The organism is Agarivorans sp. B2Z047 (assembly GCF_023373605.1).
Lineage (GTDB): Bacteria > Pseudomonadota > Gammaproteobacteria > Enterobacterales > Celerinatantimonadaceae > Agarivorans > Agarivorans albus.
In genome coordinates this window covers 2617155-2639188 of the sequence record NZ_CP088080.1, presented here as the reverse complement: position 1 = coordinate 2639188, position 22034 = coordinate 2617155, and the positions used below count along the sequence as shown (strand labels likewise).

Below are 22034 nucleotides of genomic sequence, written 5' to 3'. Positions count from 1 at the left end.
TCAGCTTCTTTAAAAGCATGTTTAGCTTTATTTCTATTTTGCCTAAGCGCTTCGCAAAATCTTTTTCAATTCATGCCCTTTTGCAAGTTCATCAACCAACTTATCAAGGTAGCGAACTTGTTGAGTAATAGGGTTTTCAATTTCTTCCACTTTATGGCCACAAATCTTTCCGGTTATTAACTTAGCGTTTGGGTTAATAGTGGCGTCGGCGAAGAACGCTTTGAATGTGGCAGAGCCATTAATATGCTTTTGAAGAACTGTCTCGCTATAGCCAGTAAGCCAGCAAATAACCTGATTAAGTTCGTTACTTGTACGCGCTTTTTTCTCAACCTTGGTAAGGTAAAGAGGATAAATTTTTGAAAAGACCATGTTGGCTATTTGCTCGTCTTGCTCTTGTGTAGATTTCATTTTTAACCTTGTAATTTCACTCAAAGTAACGGAAAGCTTATACCTTAGATATCGGCCTCAGCTGCCCACTTAATCGCTCTTTCTAAGCGGTCATTTCCCCAAAAAAGCTCGCGACCGACATAAAAAGAAGGCGCACCAAAAATTCCACGCTCAATCGCCTCTTCGGTTTGTTCTCTCAGCATAAACTTAGCCTCTTCAGTCACCACTTCCCTCATCACTAAGGAAACATCTGCCCCAACAGCACCAAGACAACGCTCAATTAAGCTTAGAGATGAGATATCTTGGTTATGCTCAAAATTAGCAGAGTAAACTAACCTTACGAATTTGGGGATCCAAGGTGCATCAGAAAATCTAGTTGTAACGCGGGCTGCTAGCAACCCATTTTGCGGGAATGTTTTGGGGCGGCTAAACGGAAGATTGGAATCACTACAAATTCTCGCCATATCTTTCCACATGTATTCACCTTTAGCGGGATAGACATTAAAAGGTGAATCATTCATACCCTGCTTATTGAAGACTGCACCCAACAGAAAAGGCCGCCACACAATACTTACATTGTTATCGGCCGCCACAGACTCAATACGCATTGCCGCAGGATAGGAGTATGTACTAGCATAATCAAACCAAAACTCAATGTTCACTAAGCACTCCTCTAGAGGCTAATGCCTTGTTATGCCTATGACTTAAGCGAAAACTATTTATTGTTTTCTTTATCCGCCAGATACTTAGTAATTAATTGAGGAATATGTAGCCCTGTTTTACGAACAAGATACCAATCTATAGCAGCCAGAATAACCAAACCTATTATCATTCCCATTTTCAATCCCCCATGCACATTGAAATTTAAATCTATCAAATCGTTAAGAAAAGCACTTTGAGCCTAAATACACTATTGATGTTAGATCTGGATAATTACCTTTATTCTGTAACGTTTGTGGTAGTGGCGCGGGCTTTATCGCGTCAACTGCCGCACTTGTTATGAATTACTTGATTAAATCTTCAGGACGAAAAGTGAGCCTTAGATTCTTAAAGCTACGGTTGTATTCCTCCATCGGTAACCCTGACAGCTCGAGGAAGGGAGCGCTCAAAGCTACCGCCCTAATTACACTATCATCAAACTTTTCGTTGGAACTTGACTGCCTAATAGAAGCTCTCTCAATACCATATAGTTCATTGAGTTTAACGAAAATAACAACTTCTAAATCTCTCAATTTCTCTTGGTCATTCGCCAAGCTCTTAGGGCGAAACCAATTCGAACTTAGTTTATTCATTATGACAACAATGCATTCGTTTCTATTGTCGCAAACAGTGTGGGATTTACTGATAAGGGTGCTTGCACATCCAGCAATAAACACGATAGATAACAAAACTGTTGCTTTCATTAAGAGTCCATTCATAACGCCAAGCGCAACGGCATTTTGTCGAGCACGCCTTTTGTGTTACTTCCACAAAAGGTGTGCGCAGCAAAAATGTCCGGCTGAAGCGCCTTGTTAAGTGATGCTAGTGGCAAGTTAATGCCTCATATACTTGAGGGCTAATATCATGCCTCAACGACGAACCAACAACAATAAAACTGGTTTTGATTATAGCTGTGAAGTTTTTAGCTGATAGTAGTTTATGCGGATAGTAAGTAGCAGGTTTATTTTCCCAGCCACTTTGATTGTTTTTAAACCAAGCCTCAATAAATTTATAGGTTTCGCTGTCAGGTTTGATTTTGCACTCTGTTACAGGCTTCCCTTGCTCAAAAATAGTTAGCTGAAGTTCCCTTAGGGGAAAAACTAATTCCTCATTGCCGCACGAAATTAAGCTTAATAGGAACAGCAGAACTACCAGTATTTTTCTCATGTAAGCCACTTAACGTCTCAAACAACAGATTGGTGAAGTTGGCGGCTTTTTTTTGGAACAAAAAAGAAGACAGCTTTGCCAAATCCGCGTACTTTGACTTGTTAAGTGCAGGCTTGAACCGAACGAAATTCATTACAAAGCTCCTCAAAATTATTGTAATACGCTTCCTCACTGCTGCTAATGTCCTTGATGCTGGATTTTGACAACCAATTATTCTTTCCAGTTAAAGAGTCAAACTCAGATATAGCTTCAGGATAGATATCGTCCAGGGCATCCAGTGTGCCTGAGTTTCTAATCGAGTAATCAATAACCCACAAACAGTAAACCGATTTCTCGTAGTCTGTAAGAGCTTCGATTCCAATTTCGGCTTTCTTTTCGATGACATCATCTCCAAGTTCAATTAGCCATGTTTCGTTGTCTAGTTTCATACTCATTGGTGCACTTAACGCTCCTAAGCTGCGGCAAACGGTAGTGAGTCCGATGCCTGCCGCGGAGGGGTTTTGGCGGGCATGCCAACCTTGGCTTGTTACATCATTCAGAAGTGAGTACAAGTTCCGTAGTAAATGTCAGAATTGTTCGTAAATACAAAAGGTTTATTCGCATCCTCAATATACTCTTCAACAACCAAAACGTAGACATTTGAGGTTAGATCATTTTTCATGACCGTAATTGCTTTAAACGCATTTTCGGAAGACCCAAAATCTAATATCTTTGGGGATGTAACATAACTGTTTTTCAGACTACCAACCATCAATCCGGTAGATCGATCAACTGTAAACTCACTACCAACCATTGATGCTAAAACATTTTCAACTCTCTGACCGTTTGTACCCACTTGAAATGCTGAGGTAACTTTGCACTTGTAATCTTCTAGGGCAAATACATAGGTGGACAAAAGTAACAGTGTGGTTGTTAGTATCATTCTCATAGGAAAATTCCATGGATGTAACTCCGCCCTAAGCTGTGAGTGAACGTGTGCCATGTCTGAGCAAGAGCAAGTTCGGCACGCGTTTACGAATCAGGCTTGAAGGCTTTGTTAGTGCTGCTAAAGTACATTGATAAGGTTGAGAGAGAATTTTTTTCTAAGTTTCTCAACTGACCCTTCAATTCCATCGAGTTCATTATATAGTTCACCATATATTCTGAAGCGATTGTAAGATTTCACCTCTTCCCGATAATCTAGAAACGATTGGATAATGCTAGATACCCCTGCTGACTGAGGCTTAACTATTGCCTTGGAAATATCTGATGAGCTTACTTTTCTACTAAGTAGCTGTGGTTTTCTAAAGTCACCTTTATGAAGAAGCTCCCATGATTGACTCCACTCATCAATAATTTCTTTTCTTTCTCTTAAGCCTGTCGCCTTTTTAATTAGCTCACTAAACTCTGTTCCTTTTTGTCGTAAGGATTTAAAGTCTCTTCGAAGCTGGAAAAGCACTTCAACACTATGTTCGCTTGAGAGCGCCTGATCAATCAATAATGAAAGGAAAGGAGGAACGTTCTTGATATGATCTGTATATGACTCTCCAATGGTAGCTGAAACAGCTTTTATGGTTTCCTGAAGGTGGCCATCAAGCTCCGTTAACTTCGCTACATGGAACGGCAACTCTCTGGCTTTGGCAATGTCAATGTTTTGTAAAGATAAGGGCAAGATAGAAGTACTTTGAGTAAGATCGGAAATCTCATTTAATAACGATATTTGCCAGAGACGAAGATGTGCAAAAGAAACCGTCGACTTTCGCATTAAATTTTCATAGTCATCCTGTGTTGTGTAACCCCTATGCTGAGAAAACCATTTGTAGTTTTCGGACTCTAATTCTTCAAAGCTGGAGAAGTTCAAAGAAAGATCAATTGATACTCCTTTTGTTAAATCGTCTGAGTGTAATAGTGCGCTTGATTCAACATACTCAAAAATCTCATTATTTGGGTCTAGTATTTTTATCGCTCCATTTTTCTTATACCGCTCTGGTAACACGACCTTGTCAAACAAAATGTATGCATCAATAAATGTTGACGTCCTGGAGAGTAATTCTGACGACCATTTAGATTCAAAGTCACGATGCATTACAAAATATAGAAATGCATCTATTGACCAAAATGGGATAGTTGATTTTTGTTCCATAATTTTCCTAAAGTACTAACATCTTATTAAAAGGAAAAACTCCTTGTTTAAACGAGGAATTCCCCTTTTATCATACATTTACTGTAATGAATATTATCACTAAAGCCGACTCAATTCAGCACACTAGCCAACACATTGATAAAAAACTCATGGCGAAAGTATGCAAGCAGTTGGGGAAAGAAAGAAAGAAAGAAAGAAAGAAAGAAAGAAAGAAAGAAAGAAAGAAAGAAAGAAAGAAAGTAAAAAGCACTGGGTGAATAGCCAGTGCTTTTTTGTTGGTTGAGCGTTTTAACTACTGCTTATCACAAGCTAGCAATGTACGCTCGCCAGCTGCCAAATTCGCTAACATCTTTAGCTGTGGTCGTTGCGTAGCCTTCGCAGATAAAGCTATTTACCCAACTGCCATCGGCTAACTCAATTTTGCCTAAACCTAGAGGGTGCGGAATGCCTTGCAAAAAGCTGCCAAGGTGTTGTTTGGGTAAGCGCCATACTTCTACTTCTATGGCTACGCCATGTTCTTCATCACGAATCATACCGGGGCGCGCGGGCGGACCACCAGCCAAGGCATATAACTTGTAGGCGCTGGCGCTTTGGGTAGCTTTAACTAATTGCCCTGCTCGCTCGGTAAGCTGAAAATTAAGGGGTAAGCCTGACAAGTGAGCACCACACACTGCTAGCTCCATATAATCATCATCTATGCTTTCTGAGGTTTGCAGTGCCGGTAACGCTTGTTTGCTTGCTCCTAAGTTAAAGCCATTATCTTGTTGGACAAGCGCGGCCATGCTGAGGATCTTTCTGTCGCAATAAGCATCGCTAAACAGGGTAATACCAAAGCTTTGAGTATTACCTTGCTGGTTTTGATAGAAACCGGCAGGTACCGATATCGCGCTGTAGTCCAGCAAGTTCATAAAGTTAGTGTAGTAGCCCATGTTGGAGTTAAGTTGAATGGGATCATCTTGTAATTGGGCAATGCTATAACTACTGCCTGCAGTTGGGGTAACAATTGCATCTACTTGTTTAACTAGCTTGTCACAGACCACTTTATAGGCTTGCAGTTGATAAAAGGCCTTAAAGGCATCTACCGCGTTATGTTGGGTAGCGCCGCCAATAATGGTTTGAATAACCGGTAAACATTGGCTTGAGTCTTTTTCAAAAAATTCTTGAATTGCGGCATAACGCTCGGCCACCCATGGGCCTTCGTATAGTAATTTAGCGGCTGCTAAGAATGGTTCAAAATCAATCTCTACTAACTCTGCGCCTAAACGCTCTAGCTGCTTGAGGCTTTGTCCAAACAACTTTTCTGTTTCTGGGTTATCAAAAAACGCTAGGTTACTAGCTTTGGGTACACCAATTTTGAGTGAAGTTAACTCCTGCAAAGGCTGATAGTATTGGCGTTGATTAGCTTGTTGGTTTGGCCTTGCGTAACAATCATCGGCGTCGTACTGGCCAGCTACATCCAGCAGCAAGTCTAAATCATCACTGGTATGGGCGAACAAGGTGACACAATCTAGGCTTTTACAAGCTGGCACTACGCCGCTGCAACTAAGCAAACCTTTAGTAGCTTTTAAGCCAAGAATATTATTGAGTGCTGCCGGCACCCGGCCAGAGCCTGCAGTGTCGGTTCCCAAAGAGAAACACACTTGGCCCAAAGCAACACTTACCGCACTGCCTGAGCTAGAGCCACCAGAAATCATGCTTGGATCAAAACTGTTTTTTACTGCTCCCCAAGGGCTGCGAGTACCGACTAAACCTGTAGCAAACTGGTCTAAGTTGGTTTTACCCAAAGGCACCGCACCAGCTGCAATAAGTTGTTTCACCACAAAGGCACTGTCACTGGGTTGGTAGCTATATTCTTTACAGCCTGCGGTAGTTGGCAAGGCTGCTAAATCAATATTATCTTTAATCGCAAACGGCACACCATATAAAGGTAACTCGGCAATATCTTGCTGCTTTAGCGCGGCTAAATAGTCGGCTAATTGTTGCTCACTTATGGTAGATATCCAGCAGTTGTTAATGTCGCTTTTCACTACTGCTAACTGCTGCTCTAAATATTGCTTAGCGCTAAACTGTTTGCTTAGGTAAGCTTCGCGCAACTGCGAAATAGTGTAGGTACTTGTTGTCATGTTATTCGGTCTCCATAACCATTAGGCGCTGCCCTGCGTGAACTTGGGAACCTTGAATTTGGTTCAACTGTTTTATTACTCCGTTTGAAGGCGCAGTCACTTCTAGTTCCATTTTCATTGCTTCTAACACTGCCACCACCTGGCCAGATTTAACGCTTTGCCCCGGCTCTACCATTACTTGCCAAAGGTTGCCGGCTACGTGGCTTTCTATCGCCAGTTCTGAATCTGCTAAAGCGTCTTCAGTAGCGCTTTGTTGGCTTTGTTCTTCTACCGAGAAGTGAGCTTGGCCGCTTTCTTCCCAGCGTTGACGCTCGGCTTCGAAGGCTTGTTGTTGATTAACTTTAAAAGCTTGAATGCTCTCTTGTTGCTCGTCTAACAGTGCTTGATAGCCTTTCAAGCTGAACTCGGTTTGCTCAATTTTTAGCGGGTAATCTCCACGTGGAAAATCTTTACGGATTTGCTTAAGCTCATCCGCACTCACTGGGTAAAATTTAATTTGATCAAAAAAGCGCAATAACCAAGGTTTAGTAAACTCAGTTGTGCTGCGGTAGCGATTCCACATCTGTAGAGTGCGTCCCACAAACTGATAACCACCCGGCCCTTCCATGCCATACACACATAAATAAGCGCCGCCAATGCCTACAGCATTTTCTGGTGTCCAGGTACGTGCTGGGTTGTATTTAGTGGTGACTAAACGATGGCGAGGATCGATAGGTGTAGCAACCGGTGCGCCTAAGTACACATCGCCTAAGCCCATCACCAAATAGTTAGCGTTAAACACGATGTCTTTCACTTGCTCAGCAGTGTCTAAGCCGTTAATGCGGCGAATAAACTCGATATTATCGGGGCACCATGGCGCATCTTTGCGCACAACGTCGTTATACTTTTGAATGGCTAAGCGAGTGGCTTCGTCGTCCCAAGATAGCGGCAGATTCACGACTCGTGCTGGCACACTAAGTTGGTCAATATCACCAAGACTTGCTTCTGCTTTCTCTAGTATTGCCAATAAACGCTCTAGCGGTAGCTCTAGGTTGTTGTAGTGAACCTGTAGTGAACGAATACCAGGAGTAAGCTCTTCTATGCCGGCAATGTTTTGCGCTTGCAAGTTCAGCATTAAGGCATGCACTCTAAATCGTAGCGCAATGTCTAAACGCTGCGGACCATACTCAATCAGCAAATAGTCTTCACCCGCTGGGCGATATACCACCTTTTCACCATAAACATCACTGGCTAAGGTTTTTACAATTGGCGTGGTAATGGGCGCAGCGCTAATTTCGCTATTGTAGGCGTTGCCTAGCGCTAAGCTTGCTAATTGCTCTCGCTCTGCCTGCTCTGCTTGCTTAATACTAACTGGAATAAAGTTAATTTCATCGCCCGCTTTAAGCTGTCCCATTTTCCATAGGTCGGCTTTAATAATGGTTGCCGGGCAAACAAAGCCGCCTAAGCTTGGGCCATCTGGGCCAAGGATCACTGGCATATCGCCAGTAAAATCGATACTGCCTACAGCGTAAGCGTTATCGTGAATGTTAGATGGGTGCAAACCCGCTTCGCCGCCATCACTACGTGCCCACTCAGGCTTTGGCCCAATAAGGCGCACGCCGGTTCGGCTAGAGTTGAAATGTACTTTCCAAGTTGCTGCAAAAAAAAGTTCGATGTCTTGGTCGGTAAAAAAGTCTGGCGCACCGTGCGGGCCGTAGATTACGTGAATATTCCATTGTTGAGTAATTTGCGGCTTTTGCTGTAACTCTCGGCCTAGTAAGAAATCGTCAATGGCTTTGACTTGCTTAGCATCTGGCAGTTGCAGTACGTCACCAGTGCGCAGTGCACGCCCTGCGTGGCCGCCAAACTGACCTAAAGTGAAGGTAGATTTACTGCCTAAATACTCAGGACATTGAATGCCACCACCTACCGCTAAATAGGCGCGAGCACCGGCATCACTCACTTTGCCTAATGCTAAGCTTTGGCCAGCGCTTACTTTAAATACTTGCCACATCGCGCGGCTTTGGCCATCTAAGCTAATCTCTATATCCGCGCCACCTACTGCTACCAAGCTGTCTTGATTAAACTTAAGCGTTGGCCCTTGCAGGGTAATCTCTAAACCAGCGGCATCACTTGGATTACCTAATAGCTGATTAAGAAGCTGAAAACTTTGCGCATCCATTGGCCCTGACGGTGGAACGCCAATATCCCAGTAGCCTTTTCGTGCTGGGTAATCTTGAATAGTAGTTTGTGTGCCAGCGCTTAGTACATCCATAGTACTTGGGCGGTAAGCAAAACTGTTTAAACTTGAAGTAAGCAAGGTACCTTGCTCTAAGGCAGGTAAAGTTAGCAACTGTTTAAGGTAGGCTAAGTTATGCTCAATACCGTACACCTGGCAAGCTTGCAGCGCCTTGGCTAAACCAGCAATGGCAGAGTCTCTATCTGCTGCGTGGTATTGCACTTTAGCCAGCATTGGGTCGAAAAACGGAGAGACTTCTACCCCACTTTCTATCCAATGGTCGATACGTAGTTGCTCAGCTGTTGGCAAACCCAGTTCTGCTTTAGTTGGCCATGCAACATGGCTAAGTAAACCAGCGTTTGGTTGGAAATCTTTGTTAGGATCTTCGGCATATAAGCGCACTTGAATGGCGTGACCAGAAGCCTGTAAATTGCTGGCTTTATCAACCAATGGATAAGCTTGTTTAGCAAATTGCGCATAACCCAGCTCTACCATCCATTGCACTAAATCGACGCCAAACACCATCTCGGTTACGCCGTGTTCCACCTGTAAACGGGTATTAACTTCTAAAAAGTAAAAAGATTGGCTTTGCTGATCAAATACAAACTCTACGGTGCCTGCACTGCGGTAATTAACACTTTCGGTAAGCTGCTTGGCAGTTTGTTGTAATTGCTGGCGAATAGCTGGGCTTAAGTTGGGAGCTGGGGTTTCTTCAATCACTTTTTGGTTACGGCGCTGCGCTGAACAATCACGCTCGCCTAAGGTTAATACCTCACCAGCACCGTTACCAAATACTTGCACTTCGATGTGGCGTGCTTGGGTAATAAATTTCTCAAGGAATAAGCCCGCATTGCTAAAGTTGTTTTCACTAAGGCGTTTTACGCTATCAAAGGCTTGGCTTAATTGCTCCGCGGTGTCACAACGTTGCATACCAATACCGCCGCCACCAGCTGTGCTCTTTAGCATAACTGGGTAACCCAGTTGTTCGGCGCAGCTTAATGCTTGTTGTTGATCTTCTAATAGACCACTGCCCGGTAATAAAGGCACTTGCGCTTGTTCGGCTAACTCACGAGCACAATGTTTAAGGCCAAAGGCATTCATTTGCTCTGCTGTTGGGCCTAAAAATACTAAACCTTGTTGTTCACAACGTTTGGCAAAGTCTTGGTTTTCACTTAAAAAACCATAACCAGGATGAATGGCTTGCGCGCCAGTTTGTTTGGCAATGGCAAAGATCTTGTCGATGTTTAGGTAAGTTTGACTGGCTGAACCTTCACCCAAGCTATAGGCTTCGCTGGCTTGGCTAATGTGCAGGCTGTCTGCGTCGGCGTCGCTGTAAATAGCCACGCTGGCAATGTTCATTTTGTTAAGGGTTCGAATGATCCGGCAAGCTATCGCGCCACGGTTGGCTATCAATACTTTATCGAACATAGTGTCACCTGAGAGCTGCGGGTCGTCCCGGCTAATAACAAGGCGTGTTTAGGGTCGTCCCTAGCCTTAATCTAAAGAGTTATTGCTTGTGCTTAAGCTGCATCCCAAATCAACATTTCTACTGGGGTTGGGTTGTAGCCATTACAAGGGTTGTTTAACTGCGGGCAGTTAGACATTAGAACAATCACGTCCATCTCGGCGCGCATTTCTACATATTTTCCAGCACCGCTAATGCCGTCTTCAAAGGTTAAACCACCGGCTGCAGTAATTGGCACGTTCATAAAGAAGTTAATGTTGTGGGTAATGTCGCGCTTGGTTAAGCCGTACTGTTCGTTCTCGGCAACCGCCAACAACCAACTATCACGACAAGCGTGCATGCATTTTTTATCCAATGAATAACGCACGGTGTTACTTTCGGTGGCACAGGCGCCGCCTAAGGTATCGTGGCGACCACAGGTATCGGCAGTAATGGTGAGCATTTCGCGACCTAGGTTGGATAACAGCTTTGTACCAGCGGTTAAGTAAACATTGCCTTGTTCACGAATGGTATCCATAGCGCTGTATCGCTCGCTCGGATCGGCTGCACTGTAAAACAATGTGTCTGCGGCTTGGTTACCTTCTAAGTCTAAAATTCGCAGCGTTTGACCCGCTTTTAGCTCATGCATGTAGTAGTCTCCGGCTGGAACCACTTCTCGCTGGCTGGCTTGTTCTGCTTGTAAATCACTTTCTTTGATCATGAATATTATTCCTCGTTTAGCGCTTACAACTAAGCTTCACAACAAGTGCTAGCTTGGCTAACACAGCGGTAGCGTTCGGTATTTTCGAAGCCACGACCATTCTCTGGTCTAAAGTTTCGACAGTAGTCGTCTTCACTCACTGGATCAGCTTCCACCATTGCAACTTCAACACCGTGATTGGGGTATTCTTTAGCGGGGTTCATTGGATGTGGACAGGTTGTCATCAGCACTAAAGTGTCCATTTCAAAACGCAGTTCGATAACATCTCCTGCTTTGCTGGCGTTTTGCTCAAACTGTAAATTGCCTTCTGCATCGGCGGCTACTTTACTAAACAGGTTAATGTTAGCTGCCATATCTCGCTTGCCTAAACCATATTTAGCTAATTCAACCAGCATGGCATCGTAGCCATTTTGTAGCCACAAGTTACCTTGAGTTTGATAGCTACGCTCGCCCCATTTCTCGGCGACCTTTTGTTTGTTCGCTAAGCCACCTACGCTGTCTATCCAGCCGGTATCATCGCGGGTAATCGAGCAAAACACTCGCCCCATATCGGAGTACAAACAATTACCTTTGGTTAGTTTAAAGGTGTGCTGACATTTAAGTGTATCGGGCGCGTTATAACGCTCTAACAAATCCTTTGGGTTATAAAACAATAGGCTCACATTAGAAGCCCCTTCTGGGTTGGTAAAACGCAAGGTTTTACCAGCAGGTACAGTTACCGACCAATGCGCGGCACCGTTTATCACTTCTTGGTAAATAGGTTCTTGGGAAATAGTAGAGTTCATAGATTGTCCTTATTAGGCCACCGACTTATCAATAATCGGTTTCATCTCTTCACTAAAGCGAGCAGCATCGCTGTCTTTGCTAATAGGAATATCGAAGGTGACTTGCGCGCCAAAGCGCTCGGGGTGCTGTGCATCATGACGATGCTTGTCAAACACCCATAGGCGGTTGCCTAAGCTAAAGCCTTCGGAGAGATCGTGGGTAATCATAAAAATGGTAAGTTTGTGCTCTTGCCACAACTGATGAACTAGCTTGTGCATGTCTTTACGAATGCCTGGGTCAAGCGCGCCAAAGGGTTCGTCTAGTAACAATATCTTTGGCTTTTTCATCAAGGCTTGAGCAATTGCCAAGCGTTGCTGCATACCCCCAGACATCTCTGTTGGGTATTTATGCGCGGCTTCTGTTAAACCTACTTTGTCTAACATTGCCATTGCTTGGCTGTACGCTTGTTGCTTGGCTTTACCAAATAGACTCGCAAGCACTGGCGCTTTAGCAAATACATCACTTAGCATTACGTTTTGCACTGCCGTTAAGTGGGGAAACACGGAGTACTTTTGAAACACAATGCCACGCTCTGGCCCTGGTTCATTAGGCAACGGCTCGCCATTTAACAAAAGCTTGCCACGGCTGGCAGTTTCGTTTCCTAATAGCAAATTTAGAAAGGTAGATTTGCCACAGCCAGAGGCACCTACAATGCTAACAAACTCGCCTTCTTCAACACTTAGGTTTAAGCGCTCTAGCACAACGTTGTCGCCGTACTCTTTCCAAACGTCTATGGCTTGAATGATTGGAGTGCTCATTATGCGTCTCCTTGTGTTTTGTGATACCAAGAAAAAGCATGCACTGACAACTTGCGCAGCAGCCAATCCATTACAAAGGCCAGCACACTAATCCACAGCACGTAAGGCAAAATTACGTCCATCGCCAAATAACGGCGAATAAGGAAGATGCGATAACCCAAGCCCTCTGTGGCAGCAATTGCCTCAGCAGCAATCAAAAATAGCCAAGCACTGCCCAAGGTTAAACGAACCGCTTCGATTAGCTTTGGCAGAATTTGCGGAATAACTACTGCAATAATGGTTTGCCAACTAGACGCACCTAAAGTTTGCGCTTTTAAGATCTGTTCATTAGGTAGCGCATCGGTACGCAGCTGTAGGTCTCTAATCATAATTGGGCAGATCCCAATGATGATCAGCATCACTTTAGATAACTCTCCCAAGCCAAACACAATGAACAGAATCGGCAAAATTGCCATGGGCGGAATGAGTGAGATAGCAGTAACCAATGGTGATAAAGGTGCACGTACAAATGGCACCATGCCATTAGCAACTCCCACCATTAAGGCCACTAAGGCACTGATCCCTACCCCAAGCGCCAAGCGAGTTAAGCTAGCTACCGTATCTGCCAGCATTAAGTATTCGCCACTGCGTTTGCTAGGCTCAAACGCCATGCGGTTAATTGCTTCCACAAAACTCGACATAGCAGGCAATAACTTATCGTTTGGATTGTCTGCTAAACGCGCCTGTGATGCAGCCATGTATAAAGCAATTAGCAGCAAAAACGGTAGTAGGCCCAACATAAGCCGCACGAAGCGGCTAGGTTTTTTATTAATTATGCGAGTCATAGGCAGAGCCTTATAGTTTGCCTTCGGCAGCCATATCCATGTACTCGGCTGTAAAGCGAAGTTTTACGTTACTTGAATCGCCATAAACACCTGAAGGAGTTTCGATACCGATAAAGCTAGCATCTGGTGCGCCTTCACCTAACAAACCGTGATGGTGCGAAAACTCGGCTACTTTAGCCATGGTGCTTTTTAGAGTTGCGCTATTGGTGAAATCAACAGCTTCTTGAGGCTGGTAGAACATTTTAGTAGACGCCAATTGCGCATCATAACCGGCTAAATCGGTACCTGATGCTTCAGCCATAAATGCACGAGCTTTCATTGCTGCTTCATCATCACCCGACATAGTGGCCATAATCTCGTACCACGCGCCAGTTAGAGCTTTACCTAGCTTAGGATCTTGCTTAAGCGTATCTGTATTCACTACTAGCAAGTCGATGATCTCACCAGGGATCTTAGAAGAGTCGAACACCATGTTGGTATCTGGCATTGCCACAATCTCGCTTAGTAGCGGATTCCAAGTGGTAACAGCTGTTACATCTTTGGTAGTGAATGCCGCAACTAAGTCGGCGTCGGAGGTGTTTTCAACTTTGATATCACGCTCTTTTAAGTCTACTGACTCTAAGGCGCGAGCTAACAAATAATGCGAAACACTTAACTCTACTAAGTTAACTTTTTCGCCTTTTATGTCGGCAAGGCTTTTATCACCTTTAAGTACTACACCGTCGTTACCATTTGAGAAGTCGCCAACAATTAACGCAGTTGAATCCACGCCACTGGCAGCAGGAATAGTTAGTGCGTCCATGTTGGTCATTACTGTGGCATCAAAGCCACCGGCGGTGTATTGGTTAATTGATTCGATGTAGTCGTTCACCTGCACAACTTCGATATTGATATCGTATTTGTCGGCCCACTTATCAACAATGCCTGAGGCTGCACCATAGTCCCACGGCATCCAACCAACATAGATAGTCCAAGCGAGTTTATAAGTAGGTTTATCGGCGGCTTGCGCAGATACAACACTAAGCGCACTTGCGCTAACGATGGTGGCTGCTACTGCCAGGGTACGGAGTGGAGATTTAATTAGGTTTATCATGGTCACCTCAATGTGGTTATGCACTTTAAAATAAAAACATGAGAGACGTATTTATTGTCATCTCCCGGGCTTTTATCCCTCCGTGTAACCTCTATGAGGTTGACAACTCTCGGTCCAGACACTGCGTTGCAGCCGGAACCCTAGATGTCTATTGCAAATTTTAAGCGGCTCTTGATGAGGCAGAGCCATACATCTCTCATGTCGCAAGTATTAGGTAGCAATGGATATGCCAACGCTAACGCATCCCTCTATCTAGGTATAAATCACTAAATGAAGCCCCAGTAATAGCCCCCCGAAGGCACCATAACGGTGCAAACATGTGATTTTTGCACCAAAATTTAATAAAACAAGGGCGTGTTACGCTGTGTGAGAAGAAAACAATATTGTGGCTACAATATAAAGATAAGCAACGAGCAATCTACTGCGATGCTTCAAAGGCTTATATTCATCAACAACTTAAGTTAACAAGTGAAACTAGCTAGCCTTAAGTAAATCACTTATTGCTTTTAGCTATACCTATTTGATTTTTTATATTTATACTCGAATAATTAATTACATTAGCGTGATGAATTAAGCGTTCTTGATTGGCACTCAGCAAAAAGGAGTTATGCATGAGTAGTATTTTTTCCCCTGCCGTTTATTTAATGACAGAGTAGGTTTTAAATACAAGTTCATAATGTGGACTTGCTTGTTTTTAATGCCAATCGTTTATGGTTTTGGGTCAATAATCCTCACCATGAATAAAGAGATTACATTTACCGAGAATGAGTTAGCAGGATACGAGATTGTTAACCAACTGCCCGGTATCTCCAACTCGGTAGTGAGGCACCAGCATCTAAACACGCTAAGAACGATGGGCGCAGATTACGACAAAGATGAATTCAGCTCTATTCAGCAAGATTTAAATAGCACTCTGCAACAACTAAGCTCGCAACTTTCTGGCGATAATAAAACGTCGATGGAGCAAGCCCAACAGAGCTGGCAGGCCCTAGCTGAAAGTAAAAGCTCTTTAGGTAAACTGCTTATTGAACATGAAGCCTTTCTTAGACAAATTAGAGCCATTACCTATAGCGTAGCCGCGAATAGTGGATTAACTAGAGATCCAGAAGTCAGCAGTTATTACCTAATAGACATAGCTACCGCCCGTTTACCTATATTACAAAGCAACATAGCTAGGCTAAGAGATAAAGGAGGCGACATTGCTGACTTTGGTATTCTCGACGCTGAAGGTAATGCTGATCTTCAGTTTAGAACCGATAATGCTATCGAAGTACTTAACGACATGGATAAAGCCTTGGCACAACTGGTATCTTACGATAAGCAATTTGAAACTAAACTGGGTAAACAAGCCCAGCAAACTACCGAAAGCATAAAACAAATCGTTAATTTGATTCGCGATGAAATCCTTAAAGACCAACAAGTTAAAACCAATACCGATACTGTTTTTCAGCTTGCTAATGACAGCTTAAGCCAAATCGAAGATTTTACCTCTGCTTCGCTTAGCTACTTTGGCGAAGAGTTAGGTAAGCGTAAAGCCAGTGCCGAACAAAAACGAGCCGTGATGCTGTTTGCCCTACTCGGGGTGCTACTAGTATGTTGCTATTTCATGATTGGTGCTTATCTATCCATTAGACGCACCGTTAAACAAATTCGCTATGTTGCAGGTAGGGTTAATCAAGGCGACCTAAGCCAAGATCTAACGGTATATGGTTCTGACGAACTTGCTGACATTGCCCATGACTATAAAACCACCTTAGAAGCCTTACGATCTTTGTTAGAACAAGTTAAGAGCGGCTCCGAAGAAATGCTAATTGCTACCCAACAAATTGATGGCAAATCGCAAGAGGTGAGAGATGCAATTAATCAGCAACAACTAGAAACGCAGCAAGTAGCTACTGCAGTTGCTGAGATGAATGCCACTGTTAACAACATGGCTGAAGATGCGAATAAAGCTGCAGACTCTACCCTAGCCTCCCAACAAGCAGTTGTTAATGGTCAAACGATTGTCAGCGAAACCATTTCAACGATTGGTTTAATAAATGAAGAAGTACTTACCACCTCTACCTCACTCAATCAGCTACAAGAGCAAACAAGCGCAATAGGTGGAGTTATCGATGTCATTAGAAACATCGCTGAACAAACCAATCTTTTAGCATTAAACGCAGCTATTGAAGCGGCTCGGGCCGGAGAACAAGGTCGTGGCTTTGCGGTTGTTGCTGATGAAGTGAGAACCCTTGCCAATAGAACCCAAACCTCAACCGATGAAATTCAGAAAATGATTGAAGGTTTACAATCTGGATCGTCGAGTTCAGTTAATGCCATGGCAAATGCTAGCAGCCGCGCACTTAGCGGTGTTGAACAAGCCGAAGAAGCCGGTGGCTCTTTTACCAATATTACTCAACGTGTAGACGAAGTTGTTGATTTGAACACTAACATCGCCAGCGCGATTGAAGAACAAAGTAAAGTAATGGACGAAGTTGAACTCAATATCGTACAAATATCTGATGGTGCCAATGCCGCGCTGCTTCTAGCAGATGAAGCGAGCCAAGCCAGTGGCAGCATTGGACAAGAAGTAGATAAGCTGCAGCAGATAGTTAATAAGTATCAACTGTAAGCTAAGCTAATTAACCCTATGAATAGAGCAAGGCAATGCGGCATATGAATTCACATGCCGCCAATTTTTCTAGCAGTATGGCTGATCAATTAGATGCAATAGTTTTGTTCAAACAAAAAAGCCAGTAGCTAACGCTACTGGCTTTTTTAATTGGTGCCCGGGGCCGGACTTGAACCGGCACGTCCTTTCAGACGAGGGATTTTAAATCCCTTGTGTCTACCAATTTCACCACCCGGGCAAAACTCTTCTTTGTAATGGAGGCGGGTCCCGGAGTCGAACCGAGGTCCACGGATTTGCAATCCGCTGCATAGCCACTCTGCCAACCCGCCAAACAGCGTTACAAATTTTGGAGCGGCACATCGGGTTCGAACCGATGACCTCAACCTTGGCAAGGTTGCGCTCTACCAACTGAGCTAGTGCCGCTTTATTCTTTATCACTATTTAGTGCATGTGAGTAAACAACTAGGTTGCGCTACTCTTTATACCCACACTGAGCTAGTGCCGCTTTATTCTTTATCACTATTTAGCGCATGAGAGCTAAGCAACTAGGTTGCGCTACTCTATATACTCACACTGAGCTAGTGCCGCTTTAATCTTTAAACAAATTGGTGCCCGGGGCCGGACTTGAACCGGCACGTCCTTTCAGACGAGGGATTTTAAATCCCTTGTGTCTACCAATTTCACCACCCGGGCGACACGTTTTGCTGTTAACTAGGAGCTAGCCCCTGAAAACGAGTTGTACTTTAACGTATTACAGAAATGAGTCAACGGATTTTTTAAGGGAGTTGATTCAAGTGCTTAAAAAGCGATCTAGGCGCTGCCTTTTCACACCATTCCTGTAATCACACAGCAAAAATAAGCAGCCTTTGCACACGACCAAAGTAAAACAGATATCGATAAACAAATGGTTTGATGCGCTGATTAATTGCAACGATGACAGTAGCTGACAAGATGAGGAAAAACTTGGGAAGCTTGGAATATAGAATGGATAGAAGAGTTGGTGCCCGGGGCCGGACTTGAACCGGCACGTCCTTTCAGACGAGGGATTTTAAATCCCTTGTGTCTACCAATTTCACCACCCGGGCGACACAAATTTATAGTATGGAGGCGGGTCCCGGAGTCGAACCGAGGTCCACGGATTTGCAATCCGCTGCATAGCCACTCTGCCAACCCGCCATACTATGTGTGTTAAATTGGAGCGGCACATCGGGTTCGAACCGATGACCTCAACCTTGGCAAGGTTGCGCTCTACCAACTGAGCTAGTGCCGCTTCATCTGCTTTACTTGCTAGTATGAATAAATAGACAACTTAGGTTGCGCTACTTTTTATATCCACTCTGAGCTAGTGCTGCTTTTTGCTTATTACCTAAGTAACTCGCCTTTAACACTTCAGCGTTGCCGCTGAATGTGCTGTGCATTTTAGCGACCTAAATCTTTACGTCAACTGTCTTTTAATAAGTTTCTTACTGTTCGTTGGATTTTTAGGCTAAAGCTACGATTTATTAATCATTTTGCTTTAATTCTGGCCACGCCAGCACTAAATAACTCACCATTGACCAAAGCGTAAGAACAGTTGCCACATAAAATAGTACGTAACTGGCCTGCGTAACAAAAGGGTCTATTTGTGCGGTTAAGCCGGTAATAGCTGCCATTTGAGCAGCTGTTTTATATTTCCCTATCCAAGATACCGCAACGCTTGAACGCTTACCAAGTTCTGCCATCCACTCTCGTAGGGCAGAAATAATAATTTCGCGGGATATCATGATAACCGCAGGAACAGTAATCCAAAAAGTCTGATAATGCTCTACCAATACCACTAAGGCTGCAACTACCATAGCCTTATCGGCCACTGGATCGAGAAATGCACCAAAAGGGGTGGTTTGCCCCAGGCGTCGCGCTAAGTATCCATCTAAATAATCTGTAGCAGCCGCTAAGCCAAAGATAAATGCAGCGGCCAACATGCCCCACTCTAAGGGAAGGTAAAAAGCTATTAAGAAAAACGGAATTAATACAATTCTAAACGCGGTCAGTATATTTGGAATATTTATCATTATTTTTCATTTATAAAACTACTGCCGCTATGTTGCCTAATCTTGCCTAGTGATGCAACGAATCATAAATTTTTTGCGCTAAAGTAGGGCTAATTCCGGGAACTTTTTTAATTTCGTCAACACTAGCGCTTTTGAGCTGTTGCATTCCACCTAAATGCGTTAGCAATGCTTGACGCCGTTTGGCCCCTACTCCATCAATATCTTCCAACACACTAGTCTTACGTGCTTTGTCTCGGCGATTACGATGACCGGTTATCGCAAAACGATGGCTTTCGTCTCGAATATGTTGAATAAGATGCAATGCAGCGGAATCACTAGGTAAGTGAATTTCGGTCATCGCTTTACCAATCAGCAGTGTCTCTAAGCCTGGTTTGCGGGTTGTGCCTTTAGCGACTCCCACCAACAAAGGCATGGGATCTAGATTTAGTGGCTCAATGCTGGCAAAAGCTGCAGACAACTGCCCTTTACCACCATCAATAAACAATACATCGGGTATTTTTTCAGCTAACTGGGCCTTTTGGTAACGACGAGTTAATGCCTGCGCCATTGCGGCATAGTCATCGCCACCGGTAATGCCGTCGATGTTAAAGCGACGATACTCAGATTTGTTTGGCCCTTGCCTATCAAACACCACGCATGAAGCCACCGTGCGCTCGCCTTGGGTATGGCTGATATCAAAACATTCCATGCGTTTAATTGGCTGTTCTTGTTTGAGCAGCGCTTCAAGTTCAGTGACCCGATGGTGGATGGTAGCTTCTTGGTTTAACTTGGTTAACAACGCATTCTCAGCATTAGTATTGGCAAGCGCAACAAACCGAAGCTTCTCTCCACGTTTAGGTTGAGAAAGCTTCACTTTACAATCAAGTTCACTTTCTATTGCCGCTTCTATCTCTGGCCAATCGCCTTCGATATCAGGCAACAGCACTTCATTGGGTTGGTTGCCTTTACGTTGTTCAGACAGGTAATACTGCATCACAAAGCTGCGCAGTACTTCAGGTAAATCGGCCTGTTTGGGCACTTTAGGGTAATACGAACGACTACCTAGTACTTGACCATCACGGATCAGCAACAAATGAATAACGGCAATGCCATTTCTAAAAGCAAAACCCAATACATCAACATGCTCGGTATTGCCACTCACAAACTGTTGCTCTTGAACTTTGCGTAAGGCTTGAATTTGGTCTCTAAAACCCGCGGCAGCTTCAAAATCTAAGCTATCACTGGCCTTGGTCATCTTTTCGGCTAGTTGATTTATTACCTGTTGGCTTTTGCCCTTTAAGAACATACTCGCAAGGTCTACTTGCTGTTGATAGTCTTCTTCACTAATTAAGCTTACACAGGGTCCGGAACAACGTTTAAGTTGATACTGAAGACAAGGGCGTTGGCGGTTTGCGTATTCACTATCGCTACACTGGCGAATAGGAAATAGCTTCTGCATCAAATGCAGGCTTTCTCGTACCGCATTACCGTTAGGATAAGGGCCAAAATAATCGCCTTTATTACGTTTAGCGCCTCGATGCATCGATATCCGCGGATGCTTGTGTTTACTTAAAAGAATATAGGGATAGGACTTATCGTCTCGCAACAGCACATTGTATTTGGGTAAGTGCTTTTTAATCAGGTTGTGTTCGAGAATAAGCGCTTCGGTTTCGGTATGCGTAACCGTAACTTCAACCCTTGCTATGTTTGAGACCAAGGCACGGGTTTTATTGCTATCGACGTTTTTTCTGAAATAGCTACTTAAACGCTTCTTAAGCGATTTAGCTTTACCTACATAGATTACTTCATTAGCGGCGTTATACATCATGTATATGCCGCTAGCTTCGGTGACTTGGCTTAGAAATGCCTTACTATCAAATGGAGCGCTATCTTCGAGCAAAATTACAGCTTGTCTGTGTCTATCATGCCGTGGCGAATGGCTAAATGAGTTAACTCTACATCACCGCTAATGTTCAACTTGCTAAACAAGCGGTAACGGTACGAATTGACCGTTTTGGGGCTTAGGCTGAGCTGGTCTGAAATATCGGTAACCTTTTCGCCTTTGGTAATCATTAGCATTATCTGCAACTCGCGTTCAGATAAGCTTTGAAATGGATTATCTTCTGCCGGATTAAACTGACTCAAAGCCATTTGCTGAGCGATCTCGGGTGACAGATAACGCTGCCCTACGTTAACCGCACGAATAGCTTGTAGCATTTCATCTGGGCCGGCACTTTTAGTTAAGTAACCACATGCGCCTGCTTGCATTACCTTGGTAGGAAATGGGTTTTCTGTATGAATAGTTAATACGATAATCTTAGCATCTGGATCGTAACGCAATATCTTGCGGGTAGCCTCTAAGCCACCAATTCCAGGCATATTCATATCCATTAAGATTACGTTAGCTTGGTTGCTTCTACACCATTGAACGGCTTTCTCACCGCTCTCGGCTTCACCAATCACTTTAAATCCTCGAACGTCTTCTAAAATGCGACGGATCCCTGTACGCACTAGCTCATGATCGTCAACCAGAAATACGTTTATCAAGCGTTTTCTCCGCTGTAACTAAAACATCAATCTACTAATTGGGCGGGTTGCCAGACCTTGCATCGTCTGCGCAGCAAACTTTATATCCCATCAGGATAATAATTTAAAGGCTTAAGCGATAAAAGTTTAGAGTAGAACTGAGATTATTGGCAGTTTGCGCAATAAACTGTCAATTTGATCCACATTGGATGTACGGCAGTGCAGAAACGAAAAACGCCAGCGTAATGCTGGCGTTTTTCTGAATAATGGCGGAGGAGGAGAGATTTGAACTCTCGAAGGGCTATTAACCCTTGCCGGTTTTCAAGACCGGTGCATTCGACCACTCTGCCACCCCTCCGCAGCAACGGGGCGCATATTACCTAGCATTTTTAAGCTTGTAAACCGTCATCTTTGAATTTTTTGGAAATGTCTAACAATTGACTAAATGCTAGGCAAATTTTGGCCATAAAAAAGCCCAGCATA

20 protein-coding genes, 8 tRNA genes and 1 riboswitch are annotated in these 22034 nt (G+C 43.9%); of the genes, 2 read left to right on the top strand and 26 right to left on the bottom strand.

Translation table 11 applies throughout. The features are described from left to right. Positions 1-42: 42 nt before the first annotated feature. From LQZ07_RS12225 to LQZ07_RS12195, 8 genes are all read right to left on the bottom strand, one after another. Positions 43-408 carry a DUF2200 domain-containing protein gene (locus LQZ07_RS12225; RefSeq protein WP_152782642.1) on the bottom strand — a complete coding sequence of 122 codons (366 nt, stop codon included), beginning with the start codon at positions 406-408 and terminating at the stop codon, positions 43-45. A 44-nt stretch (positions 409-452) separates the two neighbouring features. Then, positions 453-1049, bottom strand: coding sequence for a 2-hydroxychromene-2-carboxylate isomerase (locus LQZ07_RS12220; protein ID WP_249483662.1), 597 nt, complete (start codon positions 1047-1049; stop codon positions 453-455). Between the two features lie 53 nt (positions 1050-1102). Next, positions 1103-1225: a hypothetical protein gene (locus LQZ07_RS24585; protein WP_255483988.1), complete on the bottom strand. Its 123-nt coding sequence runs from the start codon at positions 1223-1225 to the stop codon at positions 1103-1105. A 166-nt stretch (positions 1226-1391) separates the two neighbouring features. Continuing rightward, the gene (locus tag LQZ07_RS12215; protein ID WP_194164133.1) at positions 1392-1790 is read right to left on the bottom strand and encodes a TonB C-terminal domain-containing protein; all 399 of its coding nucleotides are present in this window, start codon (positions 1788-1790) and stop codon (positions 1392-1394) included. A gap of 118 nt (positions 1791-1908) precedes the next feature. Further along, the gene (locus LQZ07_RS12210) at positions 1909-2253 is read right to left on the bottom strand and encodes a hypothetical protein (protein ID WP_152782636.1); all 345 of its coding nucleotides are present in this window, start codon (positions 2251-2253) and stop codon (positions 1909-1911) included. A gap of 101 nt (positions 2254-2354) precedes the next feature. Next, positions 2355-2687, bottom strand: a complete 333-nt coding sequence (locus tag LQZ07_RS12205; RefSeq protein WP_152782633.1) for a hypothetical protein — start codon at positions 2685-2687, stop codon at positions 2355-2357. Positions 2688-2788: 101 nt separating this feature from the next. Beyond that, the gene (locus LQZ07_RS12200) at positions 2789-3181 is read right to left on the bottom strand and encodes a hypothetical protein (protein ID WP_227981371.1); all 393 of its coding nucleotides are present in this window, start codon (positions 3179-3181) and stop codon (positions 2789-2791) included. Positions 3182-3298: 117 nt separating this feature from the next. Further along, on the bottom strand, positions 3299-4375 hold the full coding sequence (locus tag LQZ07_RS12195) for a hypothetical protein (protein WP_152782630.1): 1077 nt from the start codon (positions 4373-4375) through the stop codon (positions 3299-3301). Between the two features lie 160 nt (positions 4376-4535). Here LQZ07_RS12195 and LQZ07_RS24580 point away from each other — a divergent pair, with 160 nt between their 5' ends. Further along, complete coding sequence (locus tag LQZ07_RS24580; protein ID WP_255483987.1) at positions 4536-4658, top strand: hypothetical protein; 123 nt, start codon at positions 4536-4538, stop codon at positions 4656-4658. A 19-nt stretch (positions 4659-4677) separates the two neighbouring features. Here the strand turns inward: LQZ07_RS24580 and atzF are convergent, their stop codons facing one another. From atzF to LQZ07_RS12160, 7 genes are all read right to left on the bottom strand, one after another. After that, on the bottom strand, positions 4678-6498 hold the full coding sequence (atzF, locus tag LQZ07_RS12190; RefSeq protein ID WP_152782627.1) for an allophanate hydrolase: 1821 nt from the start codon (positions 6496-6498) through the stop codon (positions 4678-4680). A gap of 1 nt (position 6499) precedes the next feature. After that, positions 6500-10144, bottom strand: coding sequence for an urea carboxylase (gene uca, locus LQZ07_RS12185; RefSeq protein ID WP_152782625.1), 3645 nt, complete (start codon positions 10142-10144; stop codon positions 6500-6502). 92 nt (positions 10145-10236) lie between these two features. Further along, positions 10237-10881, bottom strand: coding sequence for an urea amidolyase associated protein UAAP2 (locus tag LQZ07_RS12180; RefSeq protein WP_152782622.1), 645 nt, complete (start codon positions 10879-10881; stop codon positions 10237-10239). A 29-nt stretch (positions 10882-10910) separates the two neighbouring features. Next, positions 10911-11666: an urea amidolyase associated protein UAAP1 gene (locus LQZ07_RS12175; protein WP_152782618.1), complete on the bottom strand. Its 756-nt coding sequence runs from the start codon at positions 11664-11666 to the stop codon at positions 10911-10913. Positions 11667-11678: 12 nt separating this feature from the next. Beyond that, positions 11679-12464 (bottom strand): ABC transporter ATP-binding protein, encoded by a 786-nt coding sequence (locus LQZ07_RS12170; protein WP_016403083.1) that lies wholly within the window; start codon positions 12462-12464, stop codon positions 11679-11681. After that, complete coding sequence (locus LQZ07_RS12165; RefSeq protein WP_152782615.1) at positions 12464-13288, bottom strand: ABC transporter permease; 825 nt, start codon at positions 13286-13288, stop codon at positions 12464-12466. The genes LQZ07_RS12170 and LQZ07_RS12165 overlap by 1 nt, the downstream gene beginning before the upstream one ends. A 10-nt stretch (positions 13289-13298) precedes the next feature. Beyond that, on the bottom strand, positions 13299-14381 hold the full coding sequence (locus LQZ07_RS12160; protein ID WP_016403085.1) for a putative urea ABC transporter substrate-binding protein: 1083 nt from the start codon (positions 14379-14381) through the stop codon (positions 13299-13301). Positions 14382-14440: 59 nt separating this feature from the next. After that, a riboswitch (guanidine-I (ykkC/yxkD leader) is annotated at positions 14441-14536 on the bottom strand. Positions 14537-15117: 581 nt separating this feature from the next. On the opposite strand from LQZ07_RS12160, the gene LQZ07_RS12155 reads away from it, so the two are divergent. After that, complete coding sequence (locus LQZ07_RS12155; protein WP_194164132.1) at positions 15118-16995, top strand: methyl-accepting chemotaxis protein; 1878 nt, start codon at positions 15118-15120, stop codon at positions 16993-16995. A 151-nt stretch (positions 16996-17146) separates the two neighbouring features. On the opposite strand, the gene LQZ07_RS12150 is transcribed toward LQZ07_RS12155, so the two are convergent. From LQZ07_RS12150 to LQZ07_RS12100, 11 genes are all read right to left on the bottom strand, one after another. Further along, positions 17147-17233: transfer RNA gene (locus tag LQZ07_RS12150), tRNA-Leu, on the bottom strand. A 17-nt stretch (positions 17234-17250) separates the two neighbouring features. Beyond that, a tRNA-Cys gene (locus tag LQZ07_RS12145) sits at positions 17251-17324 on the bottom strand. Positions 17325-17342: 18 nt separating this feature from the next. Further along, positions 17343-17418 (bottom strand) — tRNA-Gly (locus LQZ07_RS12140). A 183-nt stretch (positions 17419-17601) separates the two neighbouring features. Then, a tRNA-Leu gene (locus LQZ07_RS12135) sits at positions 17602-17688 on the bottom strand. 305 nt (positions 17689-17993) lie between these two features. Next, positions 17994-18080: transfer RNA gene (locus LQZ07_RS12130), tRNA-Leu, on the bottom strand. A 17-nt stretch (positions 18081-18097) separates the two neighbouring features. Then, positions 18098-18171, bottom strand: a tRNA-Cys gene (locus tag LQZ07_RS12125). A gap of 18 nt (positions 18172-18189) precedes the next feature. Next, positions 18190-18265, bottom strand: a tRNA-Gly gene (locus tag LQZ07_RS12120). Between the two features lie 232 nt (positions 18266-18497). Then, a complete protein-coding gene (pgsA, locus tag LQZ07_RS12115) occupies positions 18498-19049 on the bottom strand; it encodes a CDP-diacylglycerol--glycerol-3-phosphate 3-phosphatidyltransferase (protein ID WP_249483682.1) in 552 nt (183 codons plus the stop codon). 43 nt (positions 19050-19092) lie between these two features. Beyond that, complete coding sequence (gene uvrC / locus LQZ07_RS12110; RefSeq protein ID WP_152782607.1) at positions 19093-20925, bottom strand: excinuclease ABC subunit UvrC; 1833 nt, start codon at positions 20923-20925, stop codon at positions 19093-19095. Positions 20926-20927: 2 nt separating this feature from the next. Next, on the bottom strand, positions 20928-21572 hold the full coding sequence (uvrY, locus tag LQZ07_RS12105; RefSeq protein WP_152782605.1) for a UvrY/SirA/GacA family response regulator transcription factor: 645 nt from the start codon (positions 21570-21572) through the stop codon (positions 20928-20930). Positions 21573-21818: 246 nt separating this feature from the next. Beyond that, positions 21819-21909 (bottom strand) — tRNA-Ser (locus tag LQZ07_RS12100). Between the last annotated feature and the right edge of the window lie 125 nt (positions 21910-22034).

Excerpts from the sequence above, each read along its gene's own strand:
- LQZ07_RS12200 (WP_227981371.1), bottom strand. The coding sequence starts at position 3,181 with ATGAGAATGATACTAACAACCACACTGTTACTTTTGTCCACCTATGTA.
- LQZ07_RS24585 (WP_255483988.1), bottom strand. The coding sequence starts at position 1,225 with ATGGGAATGATAATAGGTTTGGTTATTCTGGCTGCTATAGATTGGTAT.
- LQZ07_RS12215 (WP_194164133.1), bottom strand. The coding sequence starts at position 1,790 with ATGAAAGCAACAGTTTTGTTATCTATCGTGTTTATTGCTGGATGTGCA.
- LQZ07_RS12155 (WP_194164132.1), top strand. The coding sequence starts at position 15,118 with ATGAATAAAGAGATTACATTTACCGAGAATGAGTTAGCAGGATACGAG.
- LQZ07_RS12165 (WP_152782615.1), bottom strand. The coding sequence starts at position 13,288 with ATGACTCGCATAATTAATAAAAAACCTAGCCGCTTCGTGCGGCTTATG.
- atzF (WP_152782627.1), bottom strand. The coding sequence starts at position 6,498 with ATGACAACAAGTACCTACACTATTTCGCAGTTGCGCGAAGCTTACCTA.
- LQZ07_RS12160 (WP_016403085.1), bottom strand. The coding sequence starts at position 14,381 with ATGATAAACCTAATTAAATCTCCACTCCGTACCCTGGCAGTAGCAGCC.
- LQZ07_RS24580 (WP_255483987.1), top strand. The coding sequence starts at position 4,536 with ATGCAAGCAGTTGGGGAAAGAAAGAAAGAAAGAAAGAAAGAAAGAAAG.
- LQZ07_RS12175 (WP_152782618.1), bottom strand. The coding sequence starts at position 11,666 with ATGAACTCTACTATTTCCCAAGAACCTATTTACCAAGAAGTGATAAAC.
- LQZ07_RS12170 (WP_016403083.1), bottom strand. The coding sequence starts at position 12,464 with ATGAGCACTCCAATCATTCAAGCCATAGACGTTTGGAAAGAGTACGGC.
- LQZ07_RS12205 (WP_152782633.1), bottom strand. The coding sequence starts at position 2,687 with ATGAGTATGAAACTAGACAACGAAACATGGCTAATTGAACTTGGAGAT.
- LQZ07_RS12195 (WP_152782630.1), bottom strand. The coding sequence starts at position 4,375 with ATGGAACAAAAATCAACTATCCCATTTTGGTCAATAGATGCATTTCTA.
- LQZ07_RS12180 (WP_152782622.1), bottom strand. The coding sequence starts at position 10,881 with ATGATCAAAGAAAGTGATTTACAAGCAGAACAAGCCAGCCAGCGAGAA.
- uca (WP_152782625.1), bottom strand. The coding sequence starts at position 10,144 with ATGTTCGATAAAGTATTGATAGCCAACCGTGGCGCGATAGCTTGCCGG.
- LQZ07_RS12225 (WP_152782642.1), bottom strand. The coding sequence starts at position 408 with ATGAAATCTACACAAGAGCAAGACGAGCAAATAGCCAACATGGTCTTT.
- LQZ07_RS12210 (WP_152782636.1), bottom strand. The coding sequence starts at position 2,253 with ATGAGAAAAATACTGGTAGTTCTGCTGTTCCTATTAAGCTTAATTTCG.